Origin of the sequence: Aureimonas psammosilenae (assembly GCF_009176975.1) — a bacterium.
In the GTDB taxonomy this organism is placed as follows: Bacteria; Pseudomonadota; Alphaproteobacteria; order Rhizobiales; family Rhizobiaceae; genus Plantimonas; species Plantimonas psammosilenae.
This window is the reverse complement of the sequence record NZ_WEZG01000004.1, coordinates 1-21152: the sequence shown is the minus strand read 5'-3', so window position 1 is coordinate 21152 and position 21152 is coordinate 1. Positions and strand designations below refer to the sequence as shown.

At 66.8% G+C, this 21152-nt stretch carries 19 protein-coding genes and 1 rRNA gene; 6 read left to right on the top strand and 14 right to left on the bottom strand.

The window, feature by feature from the left end:
- The first annotated feature begins 16 nt into the window (after window positions 1-16).
- On the top strand, window positions 17-1201 hold the full coding sequence (locus F9929_RS08900; protein WP_152046521.1) for an alpha-hydroxy acid oxidase: 1185 nt from the start codon (window positions 17-19) through the stop codon (window positions 1199-1201).
- Here F9929_RS08900 and mobA read toward each other — a convergent pair.
- From mobA to F9929_RS08875, 5 genes are read right to left on the bottom strand one after another with little or no spacing between them, the layout of a single operon-like run.
- On the bottom strand, window positions 1198-1941 hold the full coding sequence (gene mobA, locus F9929_RS08895) for a molybdenum cofactor guanylyltransferase (protein WP_152046218.1): 744 nt from the start codon (window positions 1939-1941) through the stop codon (window positions 1198-1200). The genes F9929_RS08900 and mobA overlap by 4 nt on opposite strands.
- A complete protein-coding gene (locus tag F9929_RS08890) occupies window positions 1938-3056 on the bottom strand; it encodes a dATP pyrophosphohydrolase (protein ID WP_152046217.1) in 1119 nt (372 codons plus the stop codon). Before F9929_RS08890 ends, mobA begins: the two co-directional genes overlap by 4 nt.
- Window positions 3053-4138 (bottom strand): LptF/LptG family permease, encoded by a 1086-nt coding sequence (locus F9929_RS08885; RefSeq protein ID WP_152046216.1) that lies wholly within the window; start codon window positions 4136-4138, stop codon window positions 3053-3055. Before F9929_RS08885 ends, F9929_RS08890 begins: the two co-directional genes overlap by 4 nt.
- Complete coding sequence (locus tag F9929_RS08880; protein WP_193227670.1) at window positions 4135-5355, bottom strand: LptF/LptG family permease; 1221 nt, start codon at window positions 5353-5355, stop codon at window positions 4135-4137. Before F9929_RS08880 ends, F9929_RS08885 begins: the two co-directional genes overlap by 4 nt.
- Window positions 5356-5357: 2 nt before the next feature.
- Window positions 5358-5795: an HIT family protein gene (locus F9929_RS08875; protein ID WP_152046214.1), complete on the bottom strand. Its 438-nt coding sequence runs from the start codon at window positions 5793-5795 to the stop codon at window positions 5358-5360.
- Between the two features lie 121 nt (window positions 5796-5916).
- Between F9929_RS08875 and F9929_RS08870 the strand changes: the two genes are divergently transcribed.
- The 3 genes from F9929_RS08870 to F9929_RS08860 are packed head-to-tail and all read left to right on the top strand — an operon-like array spanning window position 5917 to window position 8935.
- Window positions 5917-7056: a CDP-alcohol phosphatidyltransferase family protein gene (locus F9929_RS08870; RefSeq protein ID WP_235919150.1), complete on the top strand. Its 1140-nt coding sequence runs from the start codon at window positions 5917-5919 to the stop codon at window positions 7054-7056.
- Entirely contained in the window at window positions 7053-8000 is a 948-nt protein-coding gene (locus tag F9929_RS08865) for a diacylglycerol/lipid kinase family protein (RefSeq protein ID WP_152046213.1), read from the top strand. Before F9929_RS08870 ends, F9929_RS08865 begins: the two co-directional genes overlap by 4 nt.
- The gene (locus F9929_RS08860) at window positions 7997-8935 is read left to right on the top strand and encodes a hypothetical protein (RefSeq protein ID WP_152046212.1); all 939 of its coding nucleotides are present in this window, start codon (window positions 7997-7999) and stop codon (window positions 8933-8935) included. The genes F9929_RS08865 and F9929_RS08860 overlap by 4 nt, the downstream gene beginning before the upstream one ends.
- Here the strand turns inward: F9929_RS08860 and spt are convergent.
- From spt to F9929_RS08830, 6 genes are all read right to left on the bottom strand, one after another.
- On the bottom strand, window positions 8895-10154 hold the full coding sequence (spt, locus tag F9929_RS08855) for a serine palmitoyltransferase (RefSeq protein WP_152046211.1): 1260 nt from the start codon (window positions 10152-10154) through the stop codon (window positions 8895-8897). The two genes, F9929_RS08860 and spt, sit on opposite strands and share 41 nt — an antisense overlap.
- 9 nt (window positions 10155-10163) lie before the next feature.
- Window positions 10164-10421 (bottom strand): acyl carrier protein, encoded by a 258-nt coding sequence (locus F9929_RS08850; protein WP_235919147.1) that lies wholly within the window; start codon window positions 10419-10421, stop codon window positions 10164-10166.
- 112 nt (window positions 10422-10533) lie between these two features.
- Window positions 10534-11463 carry an NAD-dependent epimerase/dehydratase family protein gene (locus F9929_RS08845; RefSeq protein WP_152046210.1) on the bottom strand — a complete coding sequence of 310 codons (930 nt, stop codon included), beginning with the start codon at window positions 11461-11463 and terminating at the stop codon, window positions 10534-10536.
- 5 nt (window positions 11464-11468) lie between these two features.
- Window positions 11469-13208, bottom strand: coding sequence for a fatty acyl-AMP ligase (locus tag F9929_RS08840; protein WP_235919146.1), 1740 nt, complete (start codon window positions 13206-13208; stop codon window positions 11469-11471).
- Window positions 13209-13279: 71 nt separating this feature from the next.
- Window positions 13280-14608: a lipopolysaccharide biosynthesis protein gene (locus tag F9929_RS08835; protein WP_152046209.1), complete on the bottom strand. Its 1329-nt coding sequence runs from the start codon at window positions 14606-14608 to the stop codon at window positions 13280-13282.
- Window positions 14605-15732 carry a sensor domain-containing protein gene (locus F9929_RS08830; RefSeq protein WP_152046208.1) on the bottom strand — a complete coding sequence of 376 codons (1128 nt, stop codon included), beginning with the start codon at window positions 15730-15732 and terminating at the stop codon, window positions 14605-14607. The genes F9929_RS08835 and F9929_RS08830 overlap by 4 nt, the downstream gene beginning before the upstream one ends.
- A 130-nt stretch (window positions 15733-15862) precedes the next feature.
- Between F9929_RS08830 and F9929_RS08825 the strand changes: the two genes are divergently transcribed.
- Window positions 15863-16621 carry a phosphocholine cytidylyltransferase family protein gene (locus F9929_RS08825; RefSeq protein WP_152046207.1) on the top strand — a complete coding sequence of 253 codons (759 nt, stop codon included), beginning with the start codon at window positions 15863-15865 and terminating at the stop codon, window positions 16619-16621.
- A gap of 10 nt (window positions 16622-16631) precedes the next feature.
- Here F9929_RS08825 and F9929_RS08820 read toward each other — a convergent pair whose 3' ends face one another.
- Entirely contained in the window at window positions 16632-17693 is a 1062-nt protein-coding gene (locus F9929_RS08820) for a fatty acid desaturase family protein (RefSeq protein ID WP_152046206.1), read from the bottom strand.
- A gap of 184 nt (window positions 17694-17877) precedes the next feature.
- On the opposite strand from F9929_RS08820, the gene F9929_RS08815 reads away from it, so the two are divergent.
- Window positions 17878-19311, top strand: a complete 1434-nt coding sequence (locus F9929_RS08815; protein WP_152046205.1) for an aldehyde dehydrogenase family protein — start codon at window positions 17878-17880, stop codon at window positions 19309-19311.
- A gap of 46 nt (window positions 19312-19357) precedes the next feature.
- Here the strand turns inward: F9929_RS08815 and F9929_RS08810 are convergent, their stop codons facing one another.
- Window positions 19358-20365, bottom strand: coding sequence for a zinc-dependent alcohol dehydrogenase family protein (locus tag F9929_RS08810; RefSeq protein ID WP_152046204.1), 1008 nt, complete (start codon window positions 20363-20365; stop codon window positions 19358-19360).
- A gap of 699 nt (window positions 20366-21064) precedes the next feature.
- Window positions 21065-21152 (bottom strand): 5S ribosomal RNA (rrf, locus tag F9929_RS08805); the annotation flags it as partial.

Sequence of the window (21152 nt, the reverse complement as noted above, 5' to 3'; positions counted from 1 at the left end):
CGTCGAAGCGGAGGACATGCAGTCGGCGAACCAGCCGGTGCCGCATCGCGCCAAACATTCCGTCGATTCCGCGCTGACCATCGCCGATCTGAAGCGCCGGGCGCGCCGGCGGGTGCCGAAGATGTTCTTCGACTATGCCGATTCCGGCGCGTGGACCGAAGGGACCTATCGCGCCAACGAGGAGGACTTTTCGCGCATCAAGCTGCGCCAGCGCGTGCTGGTCGACATGACAGGGCGCAGCCTGCGGACGGAGATGGTGGGCGAGCGGGTGGCGATGCCCGTCGCCATCGCGCCGACCGGCCTCACCGGCATGCAGCATGCCGACGGCGAGATGCTGGCGGCGCAGGCGGCCGAAGAGTTCGGCGTGCCCTTCACGCTCTCCACCATGAGCATCTGTTCCATCGAGGACGTGGCCTCCGTCACCCGCAAGCCCTTCTGGTTCCAGCTCTACGTGATGCGCGACCGCGAGTTCGTCCAGAACCTCATCGGCCGCGCGAAGGCGGCGGGCTGCTCGGCGCTGGTTCTGACCCTCGATCTCCAGATCCTCGGCCAGCGCCACAAGGACTTGCGCAACGGCCTGTCCGCGCCACCGAAATGGACGCCGAAACATGCCTGGCAGGTGGCGACGCGCCCCTTCTGGGCGCTGGAAATGCTCGGCACCAAGCGCCGCTCCTTCGGCAACATCGTCGGCCATGCCAAGAACGTTTCGGACCTGTCCTCCCTGTCCTCCTGGACGGCCGAGCAGTTCGACCCGAAGCTGTCCTGGGCCGATGTCGCCTGGATCAAGGAGCAATGGGGCGGCAAACTGATCCTGAAGGGCATCCTCGACCCTGAAGACGCGCGCATGGCGGCCGATACGGGCGCCGACGCGATCATCGTCTCCAACCATGGCGGCCGCCAGCTCGACGGGGCGCGCTCCTCCATCGCCATGCTGCCTCACATCGTGGAAGCGGTGGGCGACCGGATCGAGGTGCATCTCGACGGCGGCATCCGCTCCGGGCAGGACGTGTTGAAGGCGGTCGCGCTCGGCGCCAAGGGCACCTATATCGGCCGCCCGTTCCTCTACGGCCTCGGAGCCGGTGGCCGCGCGGGGGTTGCGCGGGCGTTGGAGATCATCCGCAAGGAACTCGACGTCACCATGGCGCTCTGCGGCAAGCGCGACATCCGGGACATCGATGGAAGCGTCCTCGACACGCTCTAGCGGCGCGCCGCCATCAGCCTTCGGACGAGAACCAAGTCCGAAGGCTTGTCGACGTCGATCGCCGCTTCGCCGAAGGGCATGTCGACCATGCCGACCGTCGCGCCGGTGAGCCGGCCGATGCGGGACAGCGCGCCCTCGATCCGCAAGCGGCCCGTCAGATAGGCGAGGATCGCGCCCGGACCGATCAGGCTCGCCATGCGCCACGGCTTCTTGCGATGGGCCTCGAGGCGTCGCCAGAAGCCGACGACTTGCCGCGCTTGCGGGTCGGCCAGCAGAAACAGGTTGCAGCCGGACCACGCCTGCCCCCCGAGGCGCAGGTAGGTGCGCTTCGTTTCCGGGGCCGCCGCCTGAACGGCCGCTTCCTTGGCCAGACCGACGACCGCGCTCGCCCCCGGCGGGGAATGCGCCAGGAAATGCGCGATCCATTTGGGCTTCAAAAGCGGATGGTCGGCGGTGGTGACGAGGAGCGGCGTGCCGAGCGCATCCAGCGCGGCCGAGACGCTGAGGCTCGGCGTTTCGCGGGAAGCGATCCATTCGAACCCGTCGCCGGGCAGCGGTTCGGGCGATGAAACCGCGATGCGGCCGATCTCCGGTACGGCTTTGAGCGCCGTCACCACATGATGGAGCATCGGCCGGCCCTCGATCGCGATCAGCGCCTTTTGCGGCACCCCCTCAGTGAGCGCCAGTGGATCGCCGCCCGGCCGCGAGCCGGCGAGGATCAGCGCCGAGACCCTGCTCAAGCGGCGAGCGTCTTTTCGTAGATGCGGTAGCGCTTGTAGGGCGCGCCGGCCATGGTCTCGCCGAAATGCATCATGCCGTGGTTGTCTTCCAGGATCCACGACATCTCGATCGCCTCGACGCCCACTTTCATTCCCTCGCGCCCGAGCCGGTTCATGATGATCATAGGCAAAAGCGCGCCGATCGGCGAACGCGACGCGGACTTCTTGACGCCCATCAGGGGAATGCGCGCCGTCTTCGTGCCCTTCACCTTCAAACGCCACAGGAGCTTCGCCCAGCCGAGCGGCAGGAGGTCGCCGCCGAGATCGCGGATCGCCTCGTTGAGGTTCGGCAGGCAGATGCCGAAGGCGACCGGCTCGCCTTTGAGTTCCGCTATCTGGACGAACTCCTTGCGGATCAGCGGCTTCATCGATTTCGCCATGGCGTCGAGATCGTCGCGCCCGAGCGGCATGAAGTTCCAGTTGTCGGCCCAGGCGTCGTTGAAGATCGAGACGACGGAAGCGAGATCCTCCTCGTAGCGCTTCCAATCGAGCTGGCGCAAAACGACGTTCTTCGGCAGCGGCCGCTTCTCGATGCGCTCCGACCAGCCGGGCTTGGGCGCGACGTTGTCGAACAGGAAGGCGAGGACGTCTTTCGCTTTGGCAAAGCCCTGTTCCTCGATCCGCGCGCCCTGCCAGGGTGGATTGTGCGGCATGAGCAGCATCGGCGGCGTGTCGAAGCCCTCGACCAGCGTGCCGATCTCCTCGTTGACGTTCAGATCGAAGGGACCGAGCACGCGGGTTCGCCCGCGCTCGCGCAGCCAGTCCTCGGCGGCTTTGAAAAGCGCAGCGAAGATCGCCGGATCGTTCTGCGCCGACAGGAGCCCGAAATGGCCGAGATCGCCGAGACGCCGGTCGGCCTGCGCGCTGATGCGCCCGACCATCTCAGCCCCCCGGAAGGCGGCGAGAAAGCGCACCTCGGCGTGGTTGAAGAAGGGATTGTGCTTGGGCGACAGCGCCTCGTGCCGCTCCATCTTGAGGGGCGCGACATAGTTCGGGTCGCCCTTCTGGATGCGGTTCGGCAGCGCGATGAAGGCGTCGAGCTCGCGCTTGGTGGAGACGGGCCGGATGTCGATCAAGAGACTTTCCTTGCGCGGCCGGTGCCTTGAAGGCGATGCAGCGCGGCGAGGGCGAGAAGGGCGAAGAGGACGGTCGGCCCCCAGGCCGCTGGCACCGGATGGAGAAGGCCGGACCGGCCGAGCGTCGCCACGACGCCATCGGTGAGGATGAACAAAAGCCCCGCTCCGAGCGACAAAAGAAAGACGCGCCCGCCGCTGCCCGAACGCCAGTTGGCGAAGGCGAGCGGGGCGGCCAGAAGCAGCATCACGAAATCGCTCGCCGGCTGCGAGAAGGCGCGCTGCAGGGCGGTGGCGTAGACGGACGGGGCGGCGATGGCGAGCCGTTTGCCGACCAGCGCCTCATAGGCGGTGCCGGCCGAGATGTTGGCGTCGGGCGTCATGGCGGCCACCACGTCGCGCGGGCGAAGCCGCGTCTGCCAGTCGCCATCGGCCGGGCGGGGCGTCGAGATTTCGCCGCGCCGCCAGTCGGCGAGCGTCGCATCCTGCAACGCCCAGCGGCGGTTGTCGTAGGATGCCCTGTCCGCCACGGTGACGAAGGACACGGCGTCGTTGGCGTCGCGCCGGTAGATCTTGACGTTCTCCAGCCGCCGCCCGCCCTCGCGCACGCGCCCGACCTCGACGATGGTGTCGTCCACCTTCAGCCAAACGGGTTTCTCGGCTGCCCTCTCCTCGTTCTCGTTCCACCATTGGGCCAGACGGCGCTCGGCATTCGGGCGAAGCGTGTCGGACAGGCCGTAATGAACGAGGGCGATCAGGGTGACGGCGGGCAGGATCGCGATCAGCATCTGTGCGATGCTGATGCCGGCCGCGCGCATCGCGATCAGCTCGGAATGCCGCATCAAGGAAGCGAACATGAACAGCGCCGCCAGAAGCACGCCGAGCGGCAGCACTTCCGGAACGATGGAGGGAAGGCGCATCACGATGTAATAGGCAAAACCGCCCGCGCCCTTGTGCATGGCGAGGATGTCCTCGGCCGTGTCGAGAAGGTCGAGGATGAGGACGAGGGCGGCGAGCAGCAGTACCGTTCCCGTCGCGATGGCGAGGAAGCGGCCTCCCAGATGCCGCACGAGCGTCGGCGTCATGCCGCTTCCCTCGCCGTGCGTCGGCGAAGCGGTCGTGCCATCGCGCCCAAACGCGCTTGCAGCCGGTCGATCGCGCGCCCGAGCGGGGCTTGCGTCGGATGGCGCGAAGCGGAGGCGAACAAGGCGACGGCGAGCCCGGCGAAGACCAGGAAGGGCAGGCCGGCGGTGAGGATCGGCGGCCCATGGCCGGCCGCGCCGATATCCTTGCCGAGTTGAAGCGCGTTGTTGAAGGTGACCAGCAGAACGGCGGCGACCACGAGGCCGGTCGCGCGCGAGCCGCGCTTGGTGGCAAGGCTCAAGGGAATGGCCAGAAGCGGCATGAAGACGAGCGACAAGGGACGCAGCACCCGGTCGATCAACTCGGCCTCGACGATGCGCGGCGCGATTTCGGTGCGCGGCGCCCTCATTTCCTGCCAGAGTTCCGGCACGGTCAGCTCGCGCTCGCTCGTGCCGCGCTCGCGGAAGGGCTGCGCCTCGAAGGGAATGGTGGTCTGGAAGTTCAGGCGGCGGAACTGGGTGCGTACCGGCGAGCCGCCGGCATCCTGGATGACGCTGATGCCGTCCTGAAGGATCAGCTTCAGGTTGACGCCGTCGTCGCCGAGCGCGACCTCGCCGCTCGACGCCGTGGTGACGCGCTCGCGCCCGTCCTCGATCTGGTGGATGAAGACCCCTTCGACGCGCCGCGCGCCGCCGAACACCTGGTCGGCCGAGATCGTCGCGCCGTTGCCGGCATCCAAAAACGAGCCGGGCTGGATGTCCGTGCGCGACACGACGGAGGTCGCCGAGTGGATGAGGCTTCGGTAATCGTAGCGCGACACCGGGTTCAGCCAGCCATACAGCACGAAGCTCAAGGCCGCGAGCACGAGGCCGAGCCCGAGGAAGGGCGCGGAGATACGGCCGAGCGACAGGCCGCTGGACAAAAGGGCGTCGAGTTCGGAGCCATCGCCGAGCCGGATCATCGCCACGAACACGGCCGCCACCAGCGCCGCGGTGATGGCGAGGCCGAGATAATGGGGCACGAGGCTCGCCACCAGCGTCGCCAGAAGGCCGAACTCGGTGGAGCCGGCATCGGCCAGGATGTTCACGAGGCGCAAAACGCGCCCGAGAAGAAGCGCGATCAGAAGAACGCCGACGCCGATGAGAAGCGGCTTCAGCGCAAGGCCCAAGAGATAGCGGTCGATGATGCTGCCGAACCGCGCGCCGTTTCGAGAGGCCACGGTCAGGCTCGTTCCCAATGGGCGGCAAGTGCATCGCGAAGCCGGGCCAGCGTTTCCGGCTCGGGCTCCGTCGCTTGGTTCAAGGCGGGTTGGGCCGGCCAGCCGGCATCGGGAAACTCGGTGCCCTCGAACGAGCGCGCGCCCTCGTAGCGCGGGATCACGTGGAAATGCACGTCCGGATCGACCATCATCAGCATCAGGTAGTTGATGCGCTCGAAGCCGACGAAGGCGCGAAGCATCGCTTCCACCTTGCGCACCACGTTCCCGAGATCGGCGAAGGCGGCGGGGGAAAGATCGCCGAAGGCCTCAGCGTCTTCTTTGGCGACGAGCACCAGGGAGCCGAGCGTCACCTGACCCGGACGCAGGAGGACGCTCCAGGATGAAGTTTCGGCGATCTGGGTGTGGGGATGGTCGAACTTCGCCATCGTCGGATTGGGCATAGCGTGTCCGCTCGGCTGACAACAGGCGAGATGTAGTGGATCGAACCCCCAAGTGCTAGCCACGCCGCCCCCGGAGGGCTAGGAAGGGCCGGTTTTCCAACGGCACGAGACGTTAAAGACATTGAAGGCCGAACAAAGCCCCGAGTTTCCCGCGCCCACCGTCATCGTTCTGGGCAGTGGCAGCGTCGACATCTGGGGCATGAGTTCGGGCGAGCGGCTCCGCCGCTCCTTCGCGCGGGTCGGCATGCGCGACGTGCGCTTCGGTGCGGGCGACCTGCCGCCGGCGGGAATCCCTGCGATCCTGATCCGCGCCGACCATGTCTTCGACCAGCGCCTGATCGAAGCGCTCGTGAAGTCGCCGGGCACCGCGCTCGTTCCCGATGGGGGGCAGCCGGTGCTGGCGGTTCATACGCTGGATGCGGCCGCGAGCCTCGAAGCCGACGAGCAGGGCCTGTCCCCGGCCGGGCTGGAAACAAGAACGCCGGCGGGCCTTGCCGGCAGCTACAACAACAAGCTGAGAAAGCGCGAGGAGCCGTTTCTCCTGCCGTTGACGAGGCAGAACCTTCCCGCCATCCGCGATCGCACTTTCCAGGCGTCCTACAAGGGCGTCACGGACTTCATCACCAAGCATGTCTGGCCGCCGCCCGCCAAGGTCGTCACCGGCTGGTGCGCCTCGGCCGGCATCACGCCGAACCAGGTGACGCTGGCGAGCCTCGGCTTCGTCCTTCTCGCCTTCTGGCTCTTCTGGCACGGCCATTTCGGCTGGGGGCTCGTTTGCGCCTGGATCATGACCTTCCTCGACACGGTGGACGGCAAGCTCGCGCGCGTCACCATGACCTATTCCAAGGGCGGCGACGTTCTCGACCACGGCATCGACCTCGTGCATCCGCCCTTCTGGTGGTGGGCCTGGATGGTGGGCTGCGGCGCGGCCGGCTTCGCGCTGCCCTATTACGGGCTGGTGCTGTTCGTGATCGTCGGCGGTTACATCGCCCAGCGGATCGAGGAGGGCGTGTTCATCAAGCTCTTCCGGATAGAGATGCACATCTGGCGCCCGTTCGATTCCTGGTTCCGGGGCATCACGGCGCGGCGCAACCCGAACCTTCTGATCCTCACCGTCCTGACCTTGTTCGGCCGGCCGGACCTCGGCATCCTTCTCGTCGCCGTCTGGACCGGTCTCTGCTTCCTCGTCCACCTTTGGCAGATCGTCGCGGCGGGGCTGGCGTCCCGGCAAGGGCCCATCCGGTCCTGGCTCGCCGGATGAGCCTTCTTGGCATCGTCCGAAACCCGAAAAGCCGGCGAAACCGCAACCGAGCCAGCTTCGACGCCTCGCATCTGGCGCCCGGCGTCGTCTTGCGCGAGCCAGCCACTCTCGAAGAACTCGACGCCACCTGCCGCGAATTTGCCGAACGGGGCGTGTCGGTTCTCGGCATCGACGGCGGCGACGGCACGGTGCGCGACGTCCTCTCGGCCGCGCGGGGCGCCTTCGAAACGCTGCCGGCCTTCGCCTTCGTCGCCTCCGGCAAGACCAACATCCTCGCGGCGAATGCCGGCTCCTGGGGCACCGGCGCGGCCGGGCTGGAACAATTGGCTTCCGCGATGCGCGACGGGACCCTCGGCCGACGCCGCCAGCGCATCCGGACACTCGACATCACGGCCGGCACAAGCCAATTGTCGGGCTTCGTGATGGGAACGGGCGCTTATCGCCGGGCGGTGGCGCTGTCCGACCAGGGCGTCGCCAACCGCGTCAGCCTCGGGCCCTTGAGGGTCGCGACCGGCATCGGGCGCGGGGTGATGCGTTTGGCGCGAAAGGGCGAGCGCGACGAATGGCTGTCGGGCACGCCGATGGAGGTCTACGTGGACGGCCATGGCCGAGGCATCGAGGCTCGCCCGCGTTTGATCTTCCTCGCCACGACGCTTCACCGCTTCACCCTCGGCATCTGGCCGTTCTGGAACGCTGACGGGAAGCCCCTGCGCTATCTCGATGTCGACGCGCCGCCGCGGCGCTTGGGGCTGGCGCTTCTGCCCGCCTTGCGCGGTCGCCCGACCCCTTGGATGAAGGCGGCCGGATACCGCTCCGGCTCAGCCGAGCGCATTTCCCTGCGCCTTTCCGAGCCCTTCATTCTCGACGGCGAGGCTTTCGAGCCCGGACCGGACGGCAAAGTCTCGATCGGCGCCGGCCCGGCGGTGGAGTTCCTGGCGCCGTGAGCGGGGAAAACGACCTTCTGCGGCTTGTTTCCGCGGAACTCTCGGTCCCCGTCGTATCGGAGGCGGTCCGGTTCGCGGACAAGCTCGCCGGCGAAGCGCGTCGCCCGCCGGTCGCCATCCTGTTCTACGGCTCGTCCTTGCGCACCGGCGATCTCGACGGCCTTCTCGACTTCTACGTGCTGGTGGATCGCTTGACGGACTGGACGCATGGCCGTTGGGCGGCCGGCGCGAACCGCCTCCTGCCGCCCAATGTCGAATATCACGAGGCGACGCTTGATGGGCGTGTGCTGCGGGCCAAGGTCGCGATCCTGTCGCTCAACCAGTTCCGGCGTCTCGCACGCCCCCAAAGCCTCGACAATTCGGTCTGGGCGCGTTTCTCGCAGCCTGTCGCCTGCGTTTATGCGCGCGACGAGGCGGCGCGGGAGGCGGCGGTGGGGGCGGTGGCCGGCGCGGTGCGCGCGGCGGTGGTCTGGAGCGTCAGGCTCGGGGCCCGCGAGGGGACGCCGGCCGATTATTGGCGCGGCCTTTTCCGCCGCACCTATGCGTCGGAACTCCGGGTGGAGGCTGAAGCGCGGCCGGACGACATCGTGTCGCGCGCGCCCGAGCGCTACGAGCGGATGTTTCTGGCCGCCGCAAAGGCGGAAGGGTTGGCTTGGGAGAATGCCGGGGAAGGGCGGATCAGGCTCGTCGACGATGCGCCGCGCGGGGCGCAGGCGGCCTGGGCGCGGCGGCGGCGGCTCGGCAAGCCGTTGAATTTCGTCCGCCTCCTGAAGGCGGCCTTCACCTTCCGCAACGGGGCGGATTACCTCGTCTGGAAGATCCAGCGCCATACGGGGATCGCGATCCCCTTGACCGAACGCCAGCGGCGCTTTCCGCTGCTGGCGTCCGTGCCGATCATCCGGCGGCTCTGGCAGCGGAAGCGCGCTTCCGGCTGAAGGCGTTGTCGGAGGACTCCGTTTCCGGCTCCAGAATGCCGAGTTCGCGGGCGAGACGCCCCATGAGATTGGCCGCGAACGCGATCTGCTCCGGCGTGTGCCGGGCCGAAACGCTGGAGCGCAGGAACGCCGAGGAGGACGGCGTCGCCGGCGGCAAAGCGAGGTTCATGTAAAGGCCGTTCTCCAGAAGCGCGTTCCAGAGCATCATCGCCTTTTGCGGGTCGGACAGGATCACCGACACGATGGGCGAGCATTGAGGGCCGGTCTTGAACCCCTGCGCGCCGAGCGCCGTATAGAGATGCTTGGCGTTCGCCATCAACTGCGCGCGCAAAGCTGGCTCCTGCTGCAGCTTCTTCAGCGCGAAGCGCGTGGAGGCGATCACGGCCGGGGGCAGCGAGGCGGTGAACATATACGGCCGGCAGGCGAGCCGCACGATGTCGAAATCATCGAGATCGGCGACGCAGAAGCCGCCGACCGAGCCGAGCGACTTGGAGAAGGTGCCGATGATGAAGTCGACATCGGCCTCGACTTCCGCTTCCTCGGCCAGGCCCCGGCCGCGCGCACCCAGAACGCCCATGGAATGGGCTTCGTCAACGAGGAGATAAGCGCCGTATTCGCGCTTCACCGCCGCGATCTCGCGCAAGGGCGCGGTGTCGCCGAGCATGGAATAGATGCCCTCGGTGACAATCAGCTTGGCGCCCGGCTGGCCGTCGAGGCGCTTCAGGCGCTTGGCGAGGTCTTCCGGGTCGTTGTGGCGGAAGCGGATCACCGGCGCATGGCCGAGGCGCGAGCCGTCGTAGATCGAGGCGTGGCTGTCGGCGTCGATGATCAGGTGGTCGTCCTTACCGACCAGCGTCGACAGGATGCCAAGATTGGCCTGATAGCCGGTGGAGAAGACCATGCCGTGTCGGCGGCCGAAAAAGGCGGCGAGTTCTTCTTCCAGCGCCGAATGGCTGTCATAGGAGCCGTTGGCGATGCGCGAGCCCGTGGTGCCCGTGCCGTGGCGCACGATGGCGTCCACCGAGCTTTCGATGCAGGCGTCGTCGAAGGTGAGGCCGAGATAGTTGTTCGTGCCGAGCAGAACCGTCCGCCGCCCTTCGAAGATGCCTTCGGTGGGCGAAACGATGTCATCGAATGTGACCGAGAAGGGGTCTCGCCCGACCGATTTCAACCGGTCATGGGCGGCGCGCAACGGCTTGAACTTGTCGAGGATCGACATCGACGGACCTTACTTACGCAATCCAGAGATCGCGGAGGCAAGATCCCCCACGCTGACGACGTCCGCCATTTGGTGAAGGGGGATGGAAATGTCCAGCCGATCCTCCAACTCCATGCAGAAGTCCATCAAGGCCAGGGAATCCAGGCCGAGGTCTGCGACGATATTGGTCTCGGGCTCCAGAAACACGGGGCGGCCGAGCATGGACTGGAGGACCTGCGTGATCTCGCCCAGAAGGACGGATGACGTGGTCGAAAGGCTGTGATCCAAAGGACCTCCGAACGAAGAGGCGCCATGTTTTTGGCGAAGCTGAACAAATATCGCAGTGCGGTGGTGTTTCGACTCAAATAAAGTTTCTGAATGTGACACTTCAAAAACATTCTTAAAGCCAACCAGCTTGCTCGTACCATGTGACGGTTTCGGTAAAGCCTTGCCGAATGCCCCGCGCTTGCCTCAATAGATCGTTCGGCATGAGGGCGGGATCTACCGACCAATCCTCGTGCAGCATCTCGGCGAGCTTGCCTTGCGACAGGAGCGGCGGCCGGCGCAGGAGGTGGCCGGAGGCTTCCGCCACCCTTCCCAGAAGGCGAAGCGCCGGTGTCGGAACTTTCATGAAGCGAGCGTTGCGCCCTTGCGCGCGGGCGGCTTCTCTGAAGAGTTCGGCAAGCGTGTAACCTTCCGGGCGGCTATCGGCCAAAGTAAAGGCGCCCGTTTCGCGTGGCTGGAGAAGATCGGCGATCGCCTCCGCGGCGTCGGTGACGTGCAGAACGGCGATGCGCTCGCGCCCCGTTCCAGGCAAAGGCACGAGAGGCAGCTGCGCGGCCTTGAAGAGTTCGAGCGTCTGCTTGTCGCCCGGCCCGTAAAGAGCGGGCGGGCGGATCACGAGCAGACGGGACGGATCGATCAGGCGGCGCGCTTCCTCCTCGCCCGCCGCCTTGCTCGCGGCATAAGCGGATAATCCGGGCTCGCGAGCGGCAAGGCTCGACACGAGCGTCACGTGAGAATCCGGCGCAACTGCGACGACACGCCTCATCAGTCGCGCCGTGCCGGCGCCGTTCACGGCGTGAAATTCGGCCGCGCCGAGCGCCTTGGTGAGCCCTGCGACGTGAAGCACGAAGTCGGCATCCGCCAGCAGCCGGTCGAGCGCGGCCTCGTCATCCAGGCGGCCGGTGACGGTTTCGCAGCGAAAGGGGGGATAGACGCCCGCCCTCGTCAACGCTTTGAGATGAAAGCCGCGCTCAGTGAGAAGCGTGCCCAAATGCGTGCCGAGAAATCCGGTCGCGCCGGTGAGGGCGATCGTCGGGCCGGGCATGGCGGTCACGCCGCCGGCTGTGCGGCCTCGTCCAGCATCCGCCGGTAAAGCTCGCGCGCCTTGGTGCGGCTGAGCTTGCCCGACGAGGTCTGAGGCAGGGTGTGCGGCCTGACCAGCGCAACATGGACTTCCAGCCCGTGCCGGGTGCGCAGCGCCTTTTCAACCGCTTGCGCGAAGTCGGCCCGGGCCGTCTCGTCCGACAAACGGCATTCCACCATGGCGACGACCCGCTCCTCGCCGCCCCGGTCGAGCGAAAAGGCCGCGACGTCGCCGGCGCGAAGGCCGGGCACCTCGGCTTCCGCCGTGAGTTCCAGGTCCTGGGGCCAGATGTTGCGGCCGTTGACGATGATGAGGTCCTTGGCCCGCCCTGTCACCACGATCTCGCCGTCCACGCGGTAGCCGAGATCGCCGGTGTCGAGCCAGCCATCGGGCGACAGAACCGCTTGCGTCGAGGCCTGATCGCGAAAATAGCCCTCCATCATGGAGGGGCCGCGCGCCAGAAGCCGCCCGACCATGCGCTCGCCGAGCGGTTCGCCGGATTCGCTCAAGACCGCGATCTCGTGATCGGGCAGAACGCGCCCGCAGGACACGAAGGTGCGGGAAGGCGCGTCCGGCAGTGCCGCGACGGCCCGGCCTTGCGTTTCCAGCGCCCGGCTGTCGAGGTTTTCGGTGCGCAAGGGCTGGCCGAGAGGGGCGAAGGACAAAGCGAGCGTGGTTTCGGCCATGCCGTAGCTCGGCACGAAGCGATCGTGCCCGAAGCCGGCGGAGGCGAAGCGGTCGGCGAAGGCGGAAAGCACCTGCGGGCGGATCATGTCGCCGCCGATGCCGGCGACGCGCCACGAGGAAAGGTCGAGGCCGGCCGGGACCTGCGCGCCCGCGCGGCGCACGCAAAGATCGTATCCGAAGCTCGGCGCGTAGGAGATCGTGGCGCGATGGCGCGAGATGAGATCGAGCCAAAGGAGCGGTCGGCGCGCGAAGTCGCGCGTCGCGAGGTAATCCACCGACAAGCGCCCGGCGAGCGGGGCCAGAAGAAAGCCGACAAGGCCCATGTCGTGGTAGAAGGGCAGCCAGGACACGCAGCGGTCGCCTTCCACCACCTGAAGGCCGTGATCCACGATGGCGCGCAGATTGGCCATCAGCGCCCGTTCCGTCACCGCGACGCCAACGGGAAAGCGCGTCGAGCCGGACGAGAACTGGAGATAGGAAAGATCGTCGGGGCGGGCTTCCGGCAGTTCGCCTTGGCCACCGGCCACCGGCAGGCCTTCGAGCGTGCCGGCATAGGCGAGATCGAGGCCCGCCACCGCATCGACTAGCCAGTCGGCGAGGGATTGCGGGCCGATCGCGGCGGAAGCGCCCGCCGCTTCCACCATGCGACGCAGATGCGCCAGATAGGTGTCGCGGCCCCCGAAGGCGGCGGGAAGCGGCATCGGCGCCGGGACGAGGCCGGCAAGACGGCAGGCGAAAAAGGCGCGAGGGAAGTCGCCGTCGGTTTCGGCGAGGATCGCGACGCGCGCGCCCCGTTGGAGGCCGAGAGCCATCAGCCGATGGGCGATCGCGGTCGCCTCGCGCTCTAGATCGGCATAGGACAGCGTTTCCAGCGCCTCGCCCTTGCCGGAATAAAAGCGGAAGCCCTCGCCGGTCGCCGCCGCTTCGCGGAGGGCGCCGATCAGCGTCGAGGCCCGCGAAGCTGCCACGCGCTTGGCGTCGATCATGGTCTCGTTGGAATGGATCATACTGCTCGGCAAGTCGCCGCCCATCGACGTGGCGATGTCGTTACCAAGATCGCCGCTTCAGAGCAACGCGCGGGAAAGACAGGCTATCTCCGGTTGCTTCGCAGAACGAAGGCCAGTTGAAGCATGAATTGAAGGATCGCGGCGGCAAGGCCCGCGATGCCGGCGCCCGCCAGACCCATCCCGTTCATGAGGGGAAAGAGGGTCGCGAGATAGGCCACGGCCACGATGGCGCGCGCTTGAAGCGCCTTGCCCGAGCGCCCGGTCGAGATCAGGAGCGGCTCCAAAGGCAGCGCCCAGACCGTCACCACGGCCGAGCCGAAGAGCCAGAGCATGACCTCCGTCGCGCCCAGAAATTCAGGCCCGACGACGAGGGTGATGAGATCGTCGCCGAACAAAAACAGGATGGCCAGCGCCCCGGTCGCGACCGCGCCGGCCGTGGCTGCGATCTGAAGGCAAAGGCGGCCGAGGCGCGGGATGTCGCGCTCCATCCAGAGGCGGGCAAGCTCGGGGTAGAGCGCGGGCACCAGAAGCTTGGCGGGCCGGGTCGCGGCGTCGGCCACCTGCTTGGCGATGCGGAAGAAAGCCGCCTCTCGCGCCCCGAGACCGAAGCCGACCGCCAGAAGCGCCACGCGCCCGGTGACGAGGCCGAGCGAGGAGGACAGGTTGATGTTCCACACGAAGCGCCAGGCCCCCGGCATGTCGCGCGTGAAAGGCCGCAGATCGCGCAGGAACGGGATCGCCTCATCTTTCGCATGGCGGCGCATGACGAGGATCGCCGCCCCCACCATGAACAGAAAGGCAGCGAGCGTCGAGACATACCAGACGAAGAGCCAGGCCCCGAGCCCGCCGCCGGTGAAGAAGACGACGAGCGCGCCGATGAGGCGGATCACGGAGGAGACGGTGGTCTGGATCGCCACGAGGTCGAAACGGTCCATCAGCCGGAGAACCCCGAGCGGCGTCGTGGAGGACATGAACAGGATCGAGGTCGCATACAGCATCGCCACAGCGGTGAGGTCGGCCGGCATGCCGAGGGGGCCGGAAAAGAACAGGATCGCCAGAAGCGCCACCGCCGTTCCCCCGACCGCGCCGATGGCGTCGAGAAGGAGCGAGAAGCGCAAAACGCGGTAGAGATCACCGATGCGCCGGTCGCGTAAGGGTTGGATGCCGTAATGGAGCGTCGCCTGCCAGGAATTGAACTCGGCGAAATCGCCCACCGTCTGCGCGAAGGCGTGGACGAGCGTCAGAAGGCCGAAACCCTCGACGCCGAGGCTGCGTGCGGCAAGGCCGACATAAACGAGGCTGAGAACGGCGGTGACGCCGCGCCCGCCGAGCAGCATGGCCGTGTTGCCGAGAATGGCGCGAAACGGGCTTCGGTTCGCAGTGTCGGCGTCGAAGCCTTTGCGGCGCTTCACGCGGGCCCCTTCAAGTAGTCGAGGATCGCCCGCGCGCCGCGCGGCGCGGAAGGGCCGGCGTGCCCGAGATCAAAGGTGTCGGCGAAATAAGCGGCGCGGCGCTCGCGCATCTCGTCCTGCGTCGCCAGAGCCTCGCCTAACGCTGCCCCAAGATCCGCGATGTCCTCCACCACGGGGCCGAGTTCCCAGGAGCGATAGTTCGGATCGCCGGCCCAAGGCGTGCGGCGCGGGTTCAGGAACACGAGCGGCCGGGGACGGATGGTGAATTCGGCGATCTGGCTCGACACGTCGCCGAGATAAAGGTCGGCCTGCCCCGTATAGGTCATGTCGACGGAGGCCGTGCTCCCAAGGTCGATCCGCATATGCGGCAGATCGGCGAAGCGGCGGAAGGGCGCATATTTTTCCGGCGTCGGCGGGTCGAACAGGCGCATGTGGGGCGCAAAGACGAGGTTGTAGTCGCGGCTTTGCGCGAAGAAATCGAGCACCTGCCAGCCCATCTCCGGCCAGGAGGAAAGACCGGGGCGGAAATGCGGATTGTAGACGACGGTCGGCCGGTCGTTGGCGAAAAGCGGCGCGCGCCTTTCCGCCATCCTTTCCACCAGATCGAACTTGGCATAGCCGCCGACGCCGTAATGGCCTTCGCTGAGGTTGCCGGCTTGGCGGTGCCGGCGCACCAGCTTCTCGCCGGGCAGGAGCACGAAGTCGAAGCGGCCGACATTCTCCGTATAGCCATGCGCGCGGTCGCCCCCGCCATGGCCGGTCCAGACGAGCCGCGTGCGGCCGAGGCCGAGCTTCTTCAGGAGAAGCGACGTGCGCTCCGGCACGACGATCGCATCGAACGAGCGCAGATAGGCAAGGTTGAACAGAAGCGCCGGCACCTTGGGCAGGGTCGTGGCATGGCGAAGCCGTGACAGGGTGCGCAGGGGAGGGGGCAGGAACAAGCGCCGATAGGTCACGGCGGCGTCCGGGTAAAGACCGCCGAGTTCCTTCATGTAGCGAAGGTGGTCGTCGCTGGCGCTCGCCAGATGCACCTCGGCCTCGCCCGTTCGCGCCATTTCCATGGCGATGGGCAGGGTATGGGGGATCTGGTGAATCTGGGCGAGGTAAAGGAAGAGAACCCGCAAGCACACGGCTTTCATCGCATCGTCTTGAAGGGTCTCTAAGTGATCGAACCGTCGAAGGAAACCGCTTCCGCGTCGATTGCGTGGGGGCAGGGGGTCCTATATCGCTTCGGGTCGATATGACGGATTGCGTATGAAGACGATCATCCTGAGCGCCGGTCGCGGCAGCCGCCTGCAGGGGCTGACCGCCGAGCGGCCGAAATGCCTTCTCGACATCTCCGGCCGCTCGCTGCTCGAATGGCAGGTACGCGCCCTGGAAGCGGCGGGCGTGGCGGAGATCGTGGTCGTCACCGGCTTCGGCGCGTCCCATGTCGAGGACGCGCTCCAGGCGATGGAGCGGGGGGGCGTGGCACCCGGCACGCGCATTCGCACGCTGCATAACCCGTTCTTCGCCCTCGCCGACAATCTGGGAAGCTGCTGGGCGGCGCGCGGCGAAATGACGGGAGCCTTCGCCATCCTCAACGGCGACACCTTGATCGAGCCCAAACTCGCCGAGGCCGTGTTCGCGGGCGAGCCGGCCTTTCCGATCACGGTGACGATCGACCGCAAGAACGGCTACGACCCCGACGACATGAAGGTGAGCCTCGACGGGAACCGGCTTCTCGCCATCGGCAAGGCGCTGGCCCCGGAGATCGTCCATGGGGAATCGATCGGGTTCCTGCGCTTTTCGCCCGAAGGCGGGCGCTTGTTCGCGTCGAGGGTCGAGGCGATCATGAAGACGGAGGCCGGACTGAAGCTCTGGTACCTGAGCGCCATCGACCGCATCGCGCGGGAAAAAGGCGATGTCGGTGTGCGCTCCATCGAAGGGCTCGAATGGGGCGAGTTGGACTTTCCCGAAGACCTCGACCGCAACCGAGCCATGGCCGCCGCCTGGACGACGCGCGGCCTATAGCCTTCAAAGACTACTCCGCAGGCGCGGCGGCGGGCTTGCCCCGCACTTGACCGAGAAGTCGGCCGAGAACCGGCAGGAAGCCGCGATGGGACGCAGAATGATAGGGCGAGTCGGCGGGCAGCATCCGGCAAAGCCGCTGATGGGCGGCACCCAGATTATGATAGGGCAGGCGCGGCAGGAGATGGTGCAGCGCGTGGTAGCGTAGCCCCACCGGCGCCCAAAGAACCGGAAGCGTCGCGGGCGGCGGCACGGTGACGGAATCGAGGAACTGCTCCTCCGCGGTCATTTCCTCGCCCTCGTTCTCCCAATGATGGGCCGCCAGCGTGCGGACCTGATTCACTGCGCCGACGCCGGAGCCGACCAGCATCACCGACAGGAAAGCCCCGCCCGATACCAAGCCACTGAGCGCCGCTGAAACGAAGCCGAGCGCCCAGGCCGAGCAGAGGGCATCGAGGATACGCCAAAGACGCTTCTGACTCGCCGTCGGCTCCTCGCGCCGAAAAGCCGGATTGATCGCCAGCGCCGAGAAACGCTCGGTCGTCATGCGCCGCACGGCTGGAAACAGAAACGACAAGGGGCCGAGCACCGCGAAACGGATCAGGAGCCCGACCGGCGTCAGAAGCGCGATGGCCACGAAAGCGGCGACATGCCAGATCGTCTGGCGGGCCAGCGGCAGATATTCCGGGTCCTCGGCCGTGCCGTAGCGCGATTTCGCGTGATGCAGGTTGTGGACGCCCTCATAAAGGAACGAGGGCACGAGGAAGGGCACGCCGATGAGGATATTGTAGCCGGTCTTGAAGCCCGGCACGTCGTCTTTGCGCAAATGCGAGATTTCGTGGATGAAGCTGACGCCGCGATAGATGGCGAGCACCGCGACGACGCCGCCCGGAAGCCGCAGCGCGAGCGGCCCGGCCAGAAGCAGGATTGCCAGCCCGCCATAGGCGAAACACGCCGTGGCAACGAGGTCGGTCCAGTAGGTGCGCGGGGAAGCCTTGGCGAGGTCGGCGCAGATCTTGTGCGCGTCGCCGATCAGGCGGTTGGCATGGGCGGGCGACAGGGTTTCAGCCTTCATGGCGAGGTCGTCTTCGCGTGCGGGTCGAGCTTCATCCGTTAAGCGAGGCCTATTCGGCTCGCCAGAAACAAATGGTTTCCGCGCGAAGCAAAGCGGGAGCCGCCGCGCCCTCATTCCTCACCCCATGGAAACGCCGGGGCGCCTGCGCTACGCCTTTCGTCGGAACCTTTCGGGATCGACGACCATGAGCCATGCGCTGAAGTTCTTTATCGACGGGGAGTGGGTGGAGCCGGCCCGGCCCGGAGCGACGCTGCCGGTGACCGATCCATCCACCGAGGAAGCCTTTGCCGAGATCGCGATGGGCTCGGCGGCAGATATCGACAAGGCGGTCGCGGCGGCGCGCCGTGCCTTCGCCACCTATGGGCAGACGACGAAAGAAGAGCGGCTCGATCTCCTGCGACGCCTCCTCGCGGTCTACAAGCGGCGCGCGAAGGAGATGGGCGAGGCGATCAGCCGCGAGATGGGCGCGCCTCTTCCTTGGGCGATCTCGACGCAGGCCGGCATCGGCACCGCGCATCTTTCCAAGACGATCGAGGCGCTGGAAGGGTTCGAGTTCGAGGAGCTGCGCGGCAAGACGCTGATCGCCCGGGAGCCGATCGGCGTCGTCGGCATGATCACGCCATGGAACTGGCCGATGAACCAAATCATGTGCAAGGTCGCGCCCGCCCTTGCCGCCGCCTGCACGATGATCCTGAAGCCCTCCGAGATCGCGCCGATGAGCGGCCTTCTCTTCGCCGAGATCGTGGAGGAGGCCGGGGTGCCGAAGGGTGTCTTCAACCTCGTCAACGGCGACGGGCCGAGCGTCGGCGAGGCGATGTCGGCGCATCCGGGCATCGACATGATGTCCTTCACCGGATCGACGCGGGCCGGCATCCTCGTCGCCAAGGCGGCGGCCGACACGATCAAGCGCGTTCACCAGGAACTCGGCGGCAAGTCGCCGAACATCGTCCTGCCCGACGCCGATCTGGAAAAGGCCGTGACGGCGGGCGTTGGCGAATGCTTCGGCAATTCGGGCCAGAGCTGCAATGCGCCGACGCGCATGTTCGTGCCGCTCGAGCGCCGCGACGAGGCGGCGGCGATCGCGGCAAGGGCGGCGGAGGGCTTCAAGGTCGGCCCGGCCGCGACCGAAGGCACGAAGCTCGGGCCGGTGGTCAGCCAGGTGCAGTACGACAAGATCCAGGACCTGATCGAAAGCGGCATCCGGGACGGCGCCCGGCTTGTCGCGGGTGGCCTCGGGCGGCCGGACGGCCTCAACCGCGGCTACTTCGTGAAGCCCACGATCTTCGCGGACGTCACCCCCGACATGCGCATCGCGCGGGAAGAAATCTTCGGCCCGGTCCTGTCGATCCTCTCCTACGAGACGGAGGACGACGCCATCGAACTCGCCAACGACACTGTCTACGGCCTCGCCGCCTATGTGCAGTCGGGTGATCTCACGCGCGCCCGCCGCGTCGCTTCCCGCTTGCGGGCGGGCAACGTCTATATCAACGATCCCGCCTGGGACGCGGGCGCGCCTTTCGGCGGTTACAAGCAGAGCGGCAACGGGCGCGAATATGCCGATTTCGGACTGGCCGAGTTCTTGGAGATCAAGGGAATCTGCGGCTACGAGGCGCCCTGACGCCCTCTGGAAGGTCGGATGCGATAGGGGAGGGGCGCCGCGCCCCTCACCATTCCACCACGATCTTGCCGAAGTGGCGCCCCGCCTCCTGATGGCGGAAGGCGTCGGCGAGACGCTCCAAGGGCCAGCGGCTGTCGATCACGGGCTTGATGCCGTTGGCTTCGAGAGCGCGCACGAAATCCTCCTGCTCGCGCCGGCTGCCGACGATGAGGCCTTGGAGCCGCGCTTGTTTGGCCATGAGCTTGGCGGTCGGAACCTCGCCGCCGCGACCCGTCAGGACGCCGATCAGCGAGATATGGCCGCCGACCCTGACGGCCTCGATCGACTGGGCAAGCGTGCCCGCACCGCCGACCTCCACGACGTGATCGACGCCGCGCCCGCCCGTCCAGTCGCGAACCGCGCGGCCCCAATCCTCTTGCGACTTGTAGTTCACGAGAAACTCCGCCCCAAGCGCCCGCACGCGCTCCAGCTTCTCGTCGGAGGACGACGTGGCGGCGACCCGTGCACCCATCGCCTTCGCGATCTGCAAGGCCCAGATCGAAACGCCGCCGGTGCCGAGCACCAGAACCGTATCGCCGGCTTTCAGCTTGCCGTCGACGACAAGCGCGCGCCACGCCGTGAGGCCTGCGGTGGTGATCGTCGCTGCCTCGGCATGGTCGTAGCCCTTCGGCGCTTTCGTGAAGGCCGTGGCGGGCAGGGTCACCAGCTCCTGCGCGAACCCGTCGATTCCGTCGCCGGGCGTGCGCGAGAATTCGCCGACCGTCGGTGCGCCATCGAGCCAGTCCGGAAAGAATGTCGAGACCACGCAGTCGCCGACCGAGAAATTCCGGACGCCTTCGCCGACCTCCTCCACGATGCCAGCGCCATCGGCCATGGGTATCCGTCCGTCGGTCGCCGGTATGTATCCGGCGGCGACGGCATAGTCGTGGTAATTGAGGGACGAGGCTCGGATGCGCACCCGGACCTCACCCCGTCCGGGCGAAGCCGGTTCAGGGCGATCGGTGACTTCCAACCGGTCGAGACCGCCCGGCGCGCGCAAAGTGATGGCTCGCATGTCTGGCTCCTTGCAGGTGGCAGAAGCAGATAGGCAGGTGACGGCGAGGCGCCATAGCGGACGACTGGAGCGTCAGTTGATCAGCGGTGGAGAGCAGAGGGATGGCTGATGCTCGCCTTGGCCGACCACCGCGACTGCCGTCAGCGGATCTTGGCGCGGTGATAAACGCGATGATCGCCAACGGCTGGGATGGAGGGGTTTATTTGGGAAGGGTTGGCTGCCGTTCTGCTGGTCCGACGGGCCGATGGTAGGCTGGCTGGTCTTTCTGGTGATGGAACGGGTTTATTTGATGTCTGGATAGGCAGCGCGGTTCAGGGTGTTTGGCTGAGGGCGTTTATGCGGGGCGCTCTACCGGGTATGGGCGCGTTGGGCTTGCGAGCCTGTTCCCGCAATCCTCGCCTGTCAGTGCATCTACTTGGTTCGCTGGCGGCTGCGCCTTGTCCCGATCGCTTCGGCACTTTGGCATTTCAAGCGTTGGACACCGATGCCTTGAAGCCATCTCGGCGAGCCCGTTGAGCGCTGAGTTCTGTCCGCGCCGCATCTCGCATCACGTCTGATCGCGTCGCATCGCGTCCCCACGCGTTTGCGTTTGCGAGCGTGCGTGCGAGTACGGGTATGTTTGGTGCTGTGGGGAGGTGTTTGGATTGTTGATTGTGTGTCTGATTGTGAGGTGAGAAGCTGTGTATTTGTTGTTGGCGGATCTGGCGGCGACCGACTTTCCCGCGTCTTGAGACGAAGTATCATGGGCGCTGGAGCGTTTCACGGCCGAGTTCGGAATGGGATCGGG

Coding starts and splice junctions, on each gene's coding strand:
- F9929_RS08900 (WP_152046521.1), top strand. CDS start 17: ATGCAGTCGGCGAACCAGCCGGTGCCGCATCGCGCCAAACATTCCGTC.
- F9929_RS08885 (WP_152046216.1), bottom strand. CDS start 4,138: ATGACGCCGACGCTCGTGCGGCATCTGGGAGGCCGCTTCCTCGCCATC.
- F9929_RS08875 (WP_152046214.1), bottom strand. CDS start 5,795: ATGCCCAATCCGACGATGGCGAAGTTCGACCATCCCCACACCCAGATC.
- F9929_RS08865 (WP_152046213.1), top strand. CDS start 7,053: ATGAGCCTTCTTGGCATCGTCCGAAACCCGAAAAGCCGGCGAAACCGC.
- spt (WP_152046211.1), bottom strand. CDS start 10,154: ATGTCGATCCTCGACAAGTTCAAGCCGTTGCGCGCCGCCCATGACCGG.
- F9929_RS08845 (WP_152046210.1), bottom strand. CDS start 11,463: ATGCCCGGCCCGACGATCGCCCTCACCGGCGCGACCGGATTTCTCGGC.
- F9929_RS08825 (WP_152046207.1), top strand. CDS start 15,863: ATGAAGACGATCATCCTGAGCGCCGGTCGCGGCAGCCGCCTGCAGGGG.
- F9929_RS08820 (WP_152046206.1), bottom strand. CDS start 17,693: ATGAAGGCTGAAACCCTGTCGCCCGCCCATGCCAACCGCCTGATCGGC.
- F9929_RS08815 (WP_152046205.1), top strand. CDS start 17,878: ATGAGCCATGCGCTGAAGTTCTTTATCGACGGGGAGTGGGTGGAGCCG.
- F9929_RS08810 (WP_152046204.1), bottom strand. CDS start 20,365: ATGCGAGCCATCACTTTGCGCGCGCCGGGCGGTCTCGACCGGTTGGAA.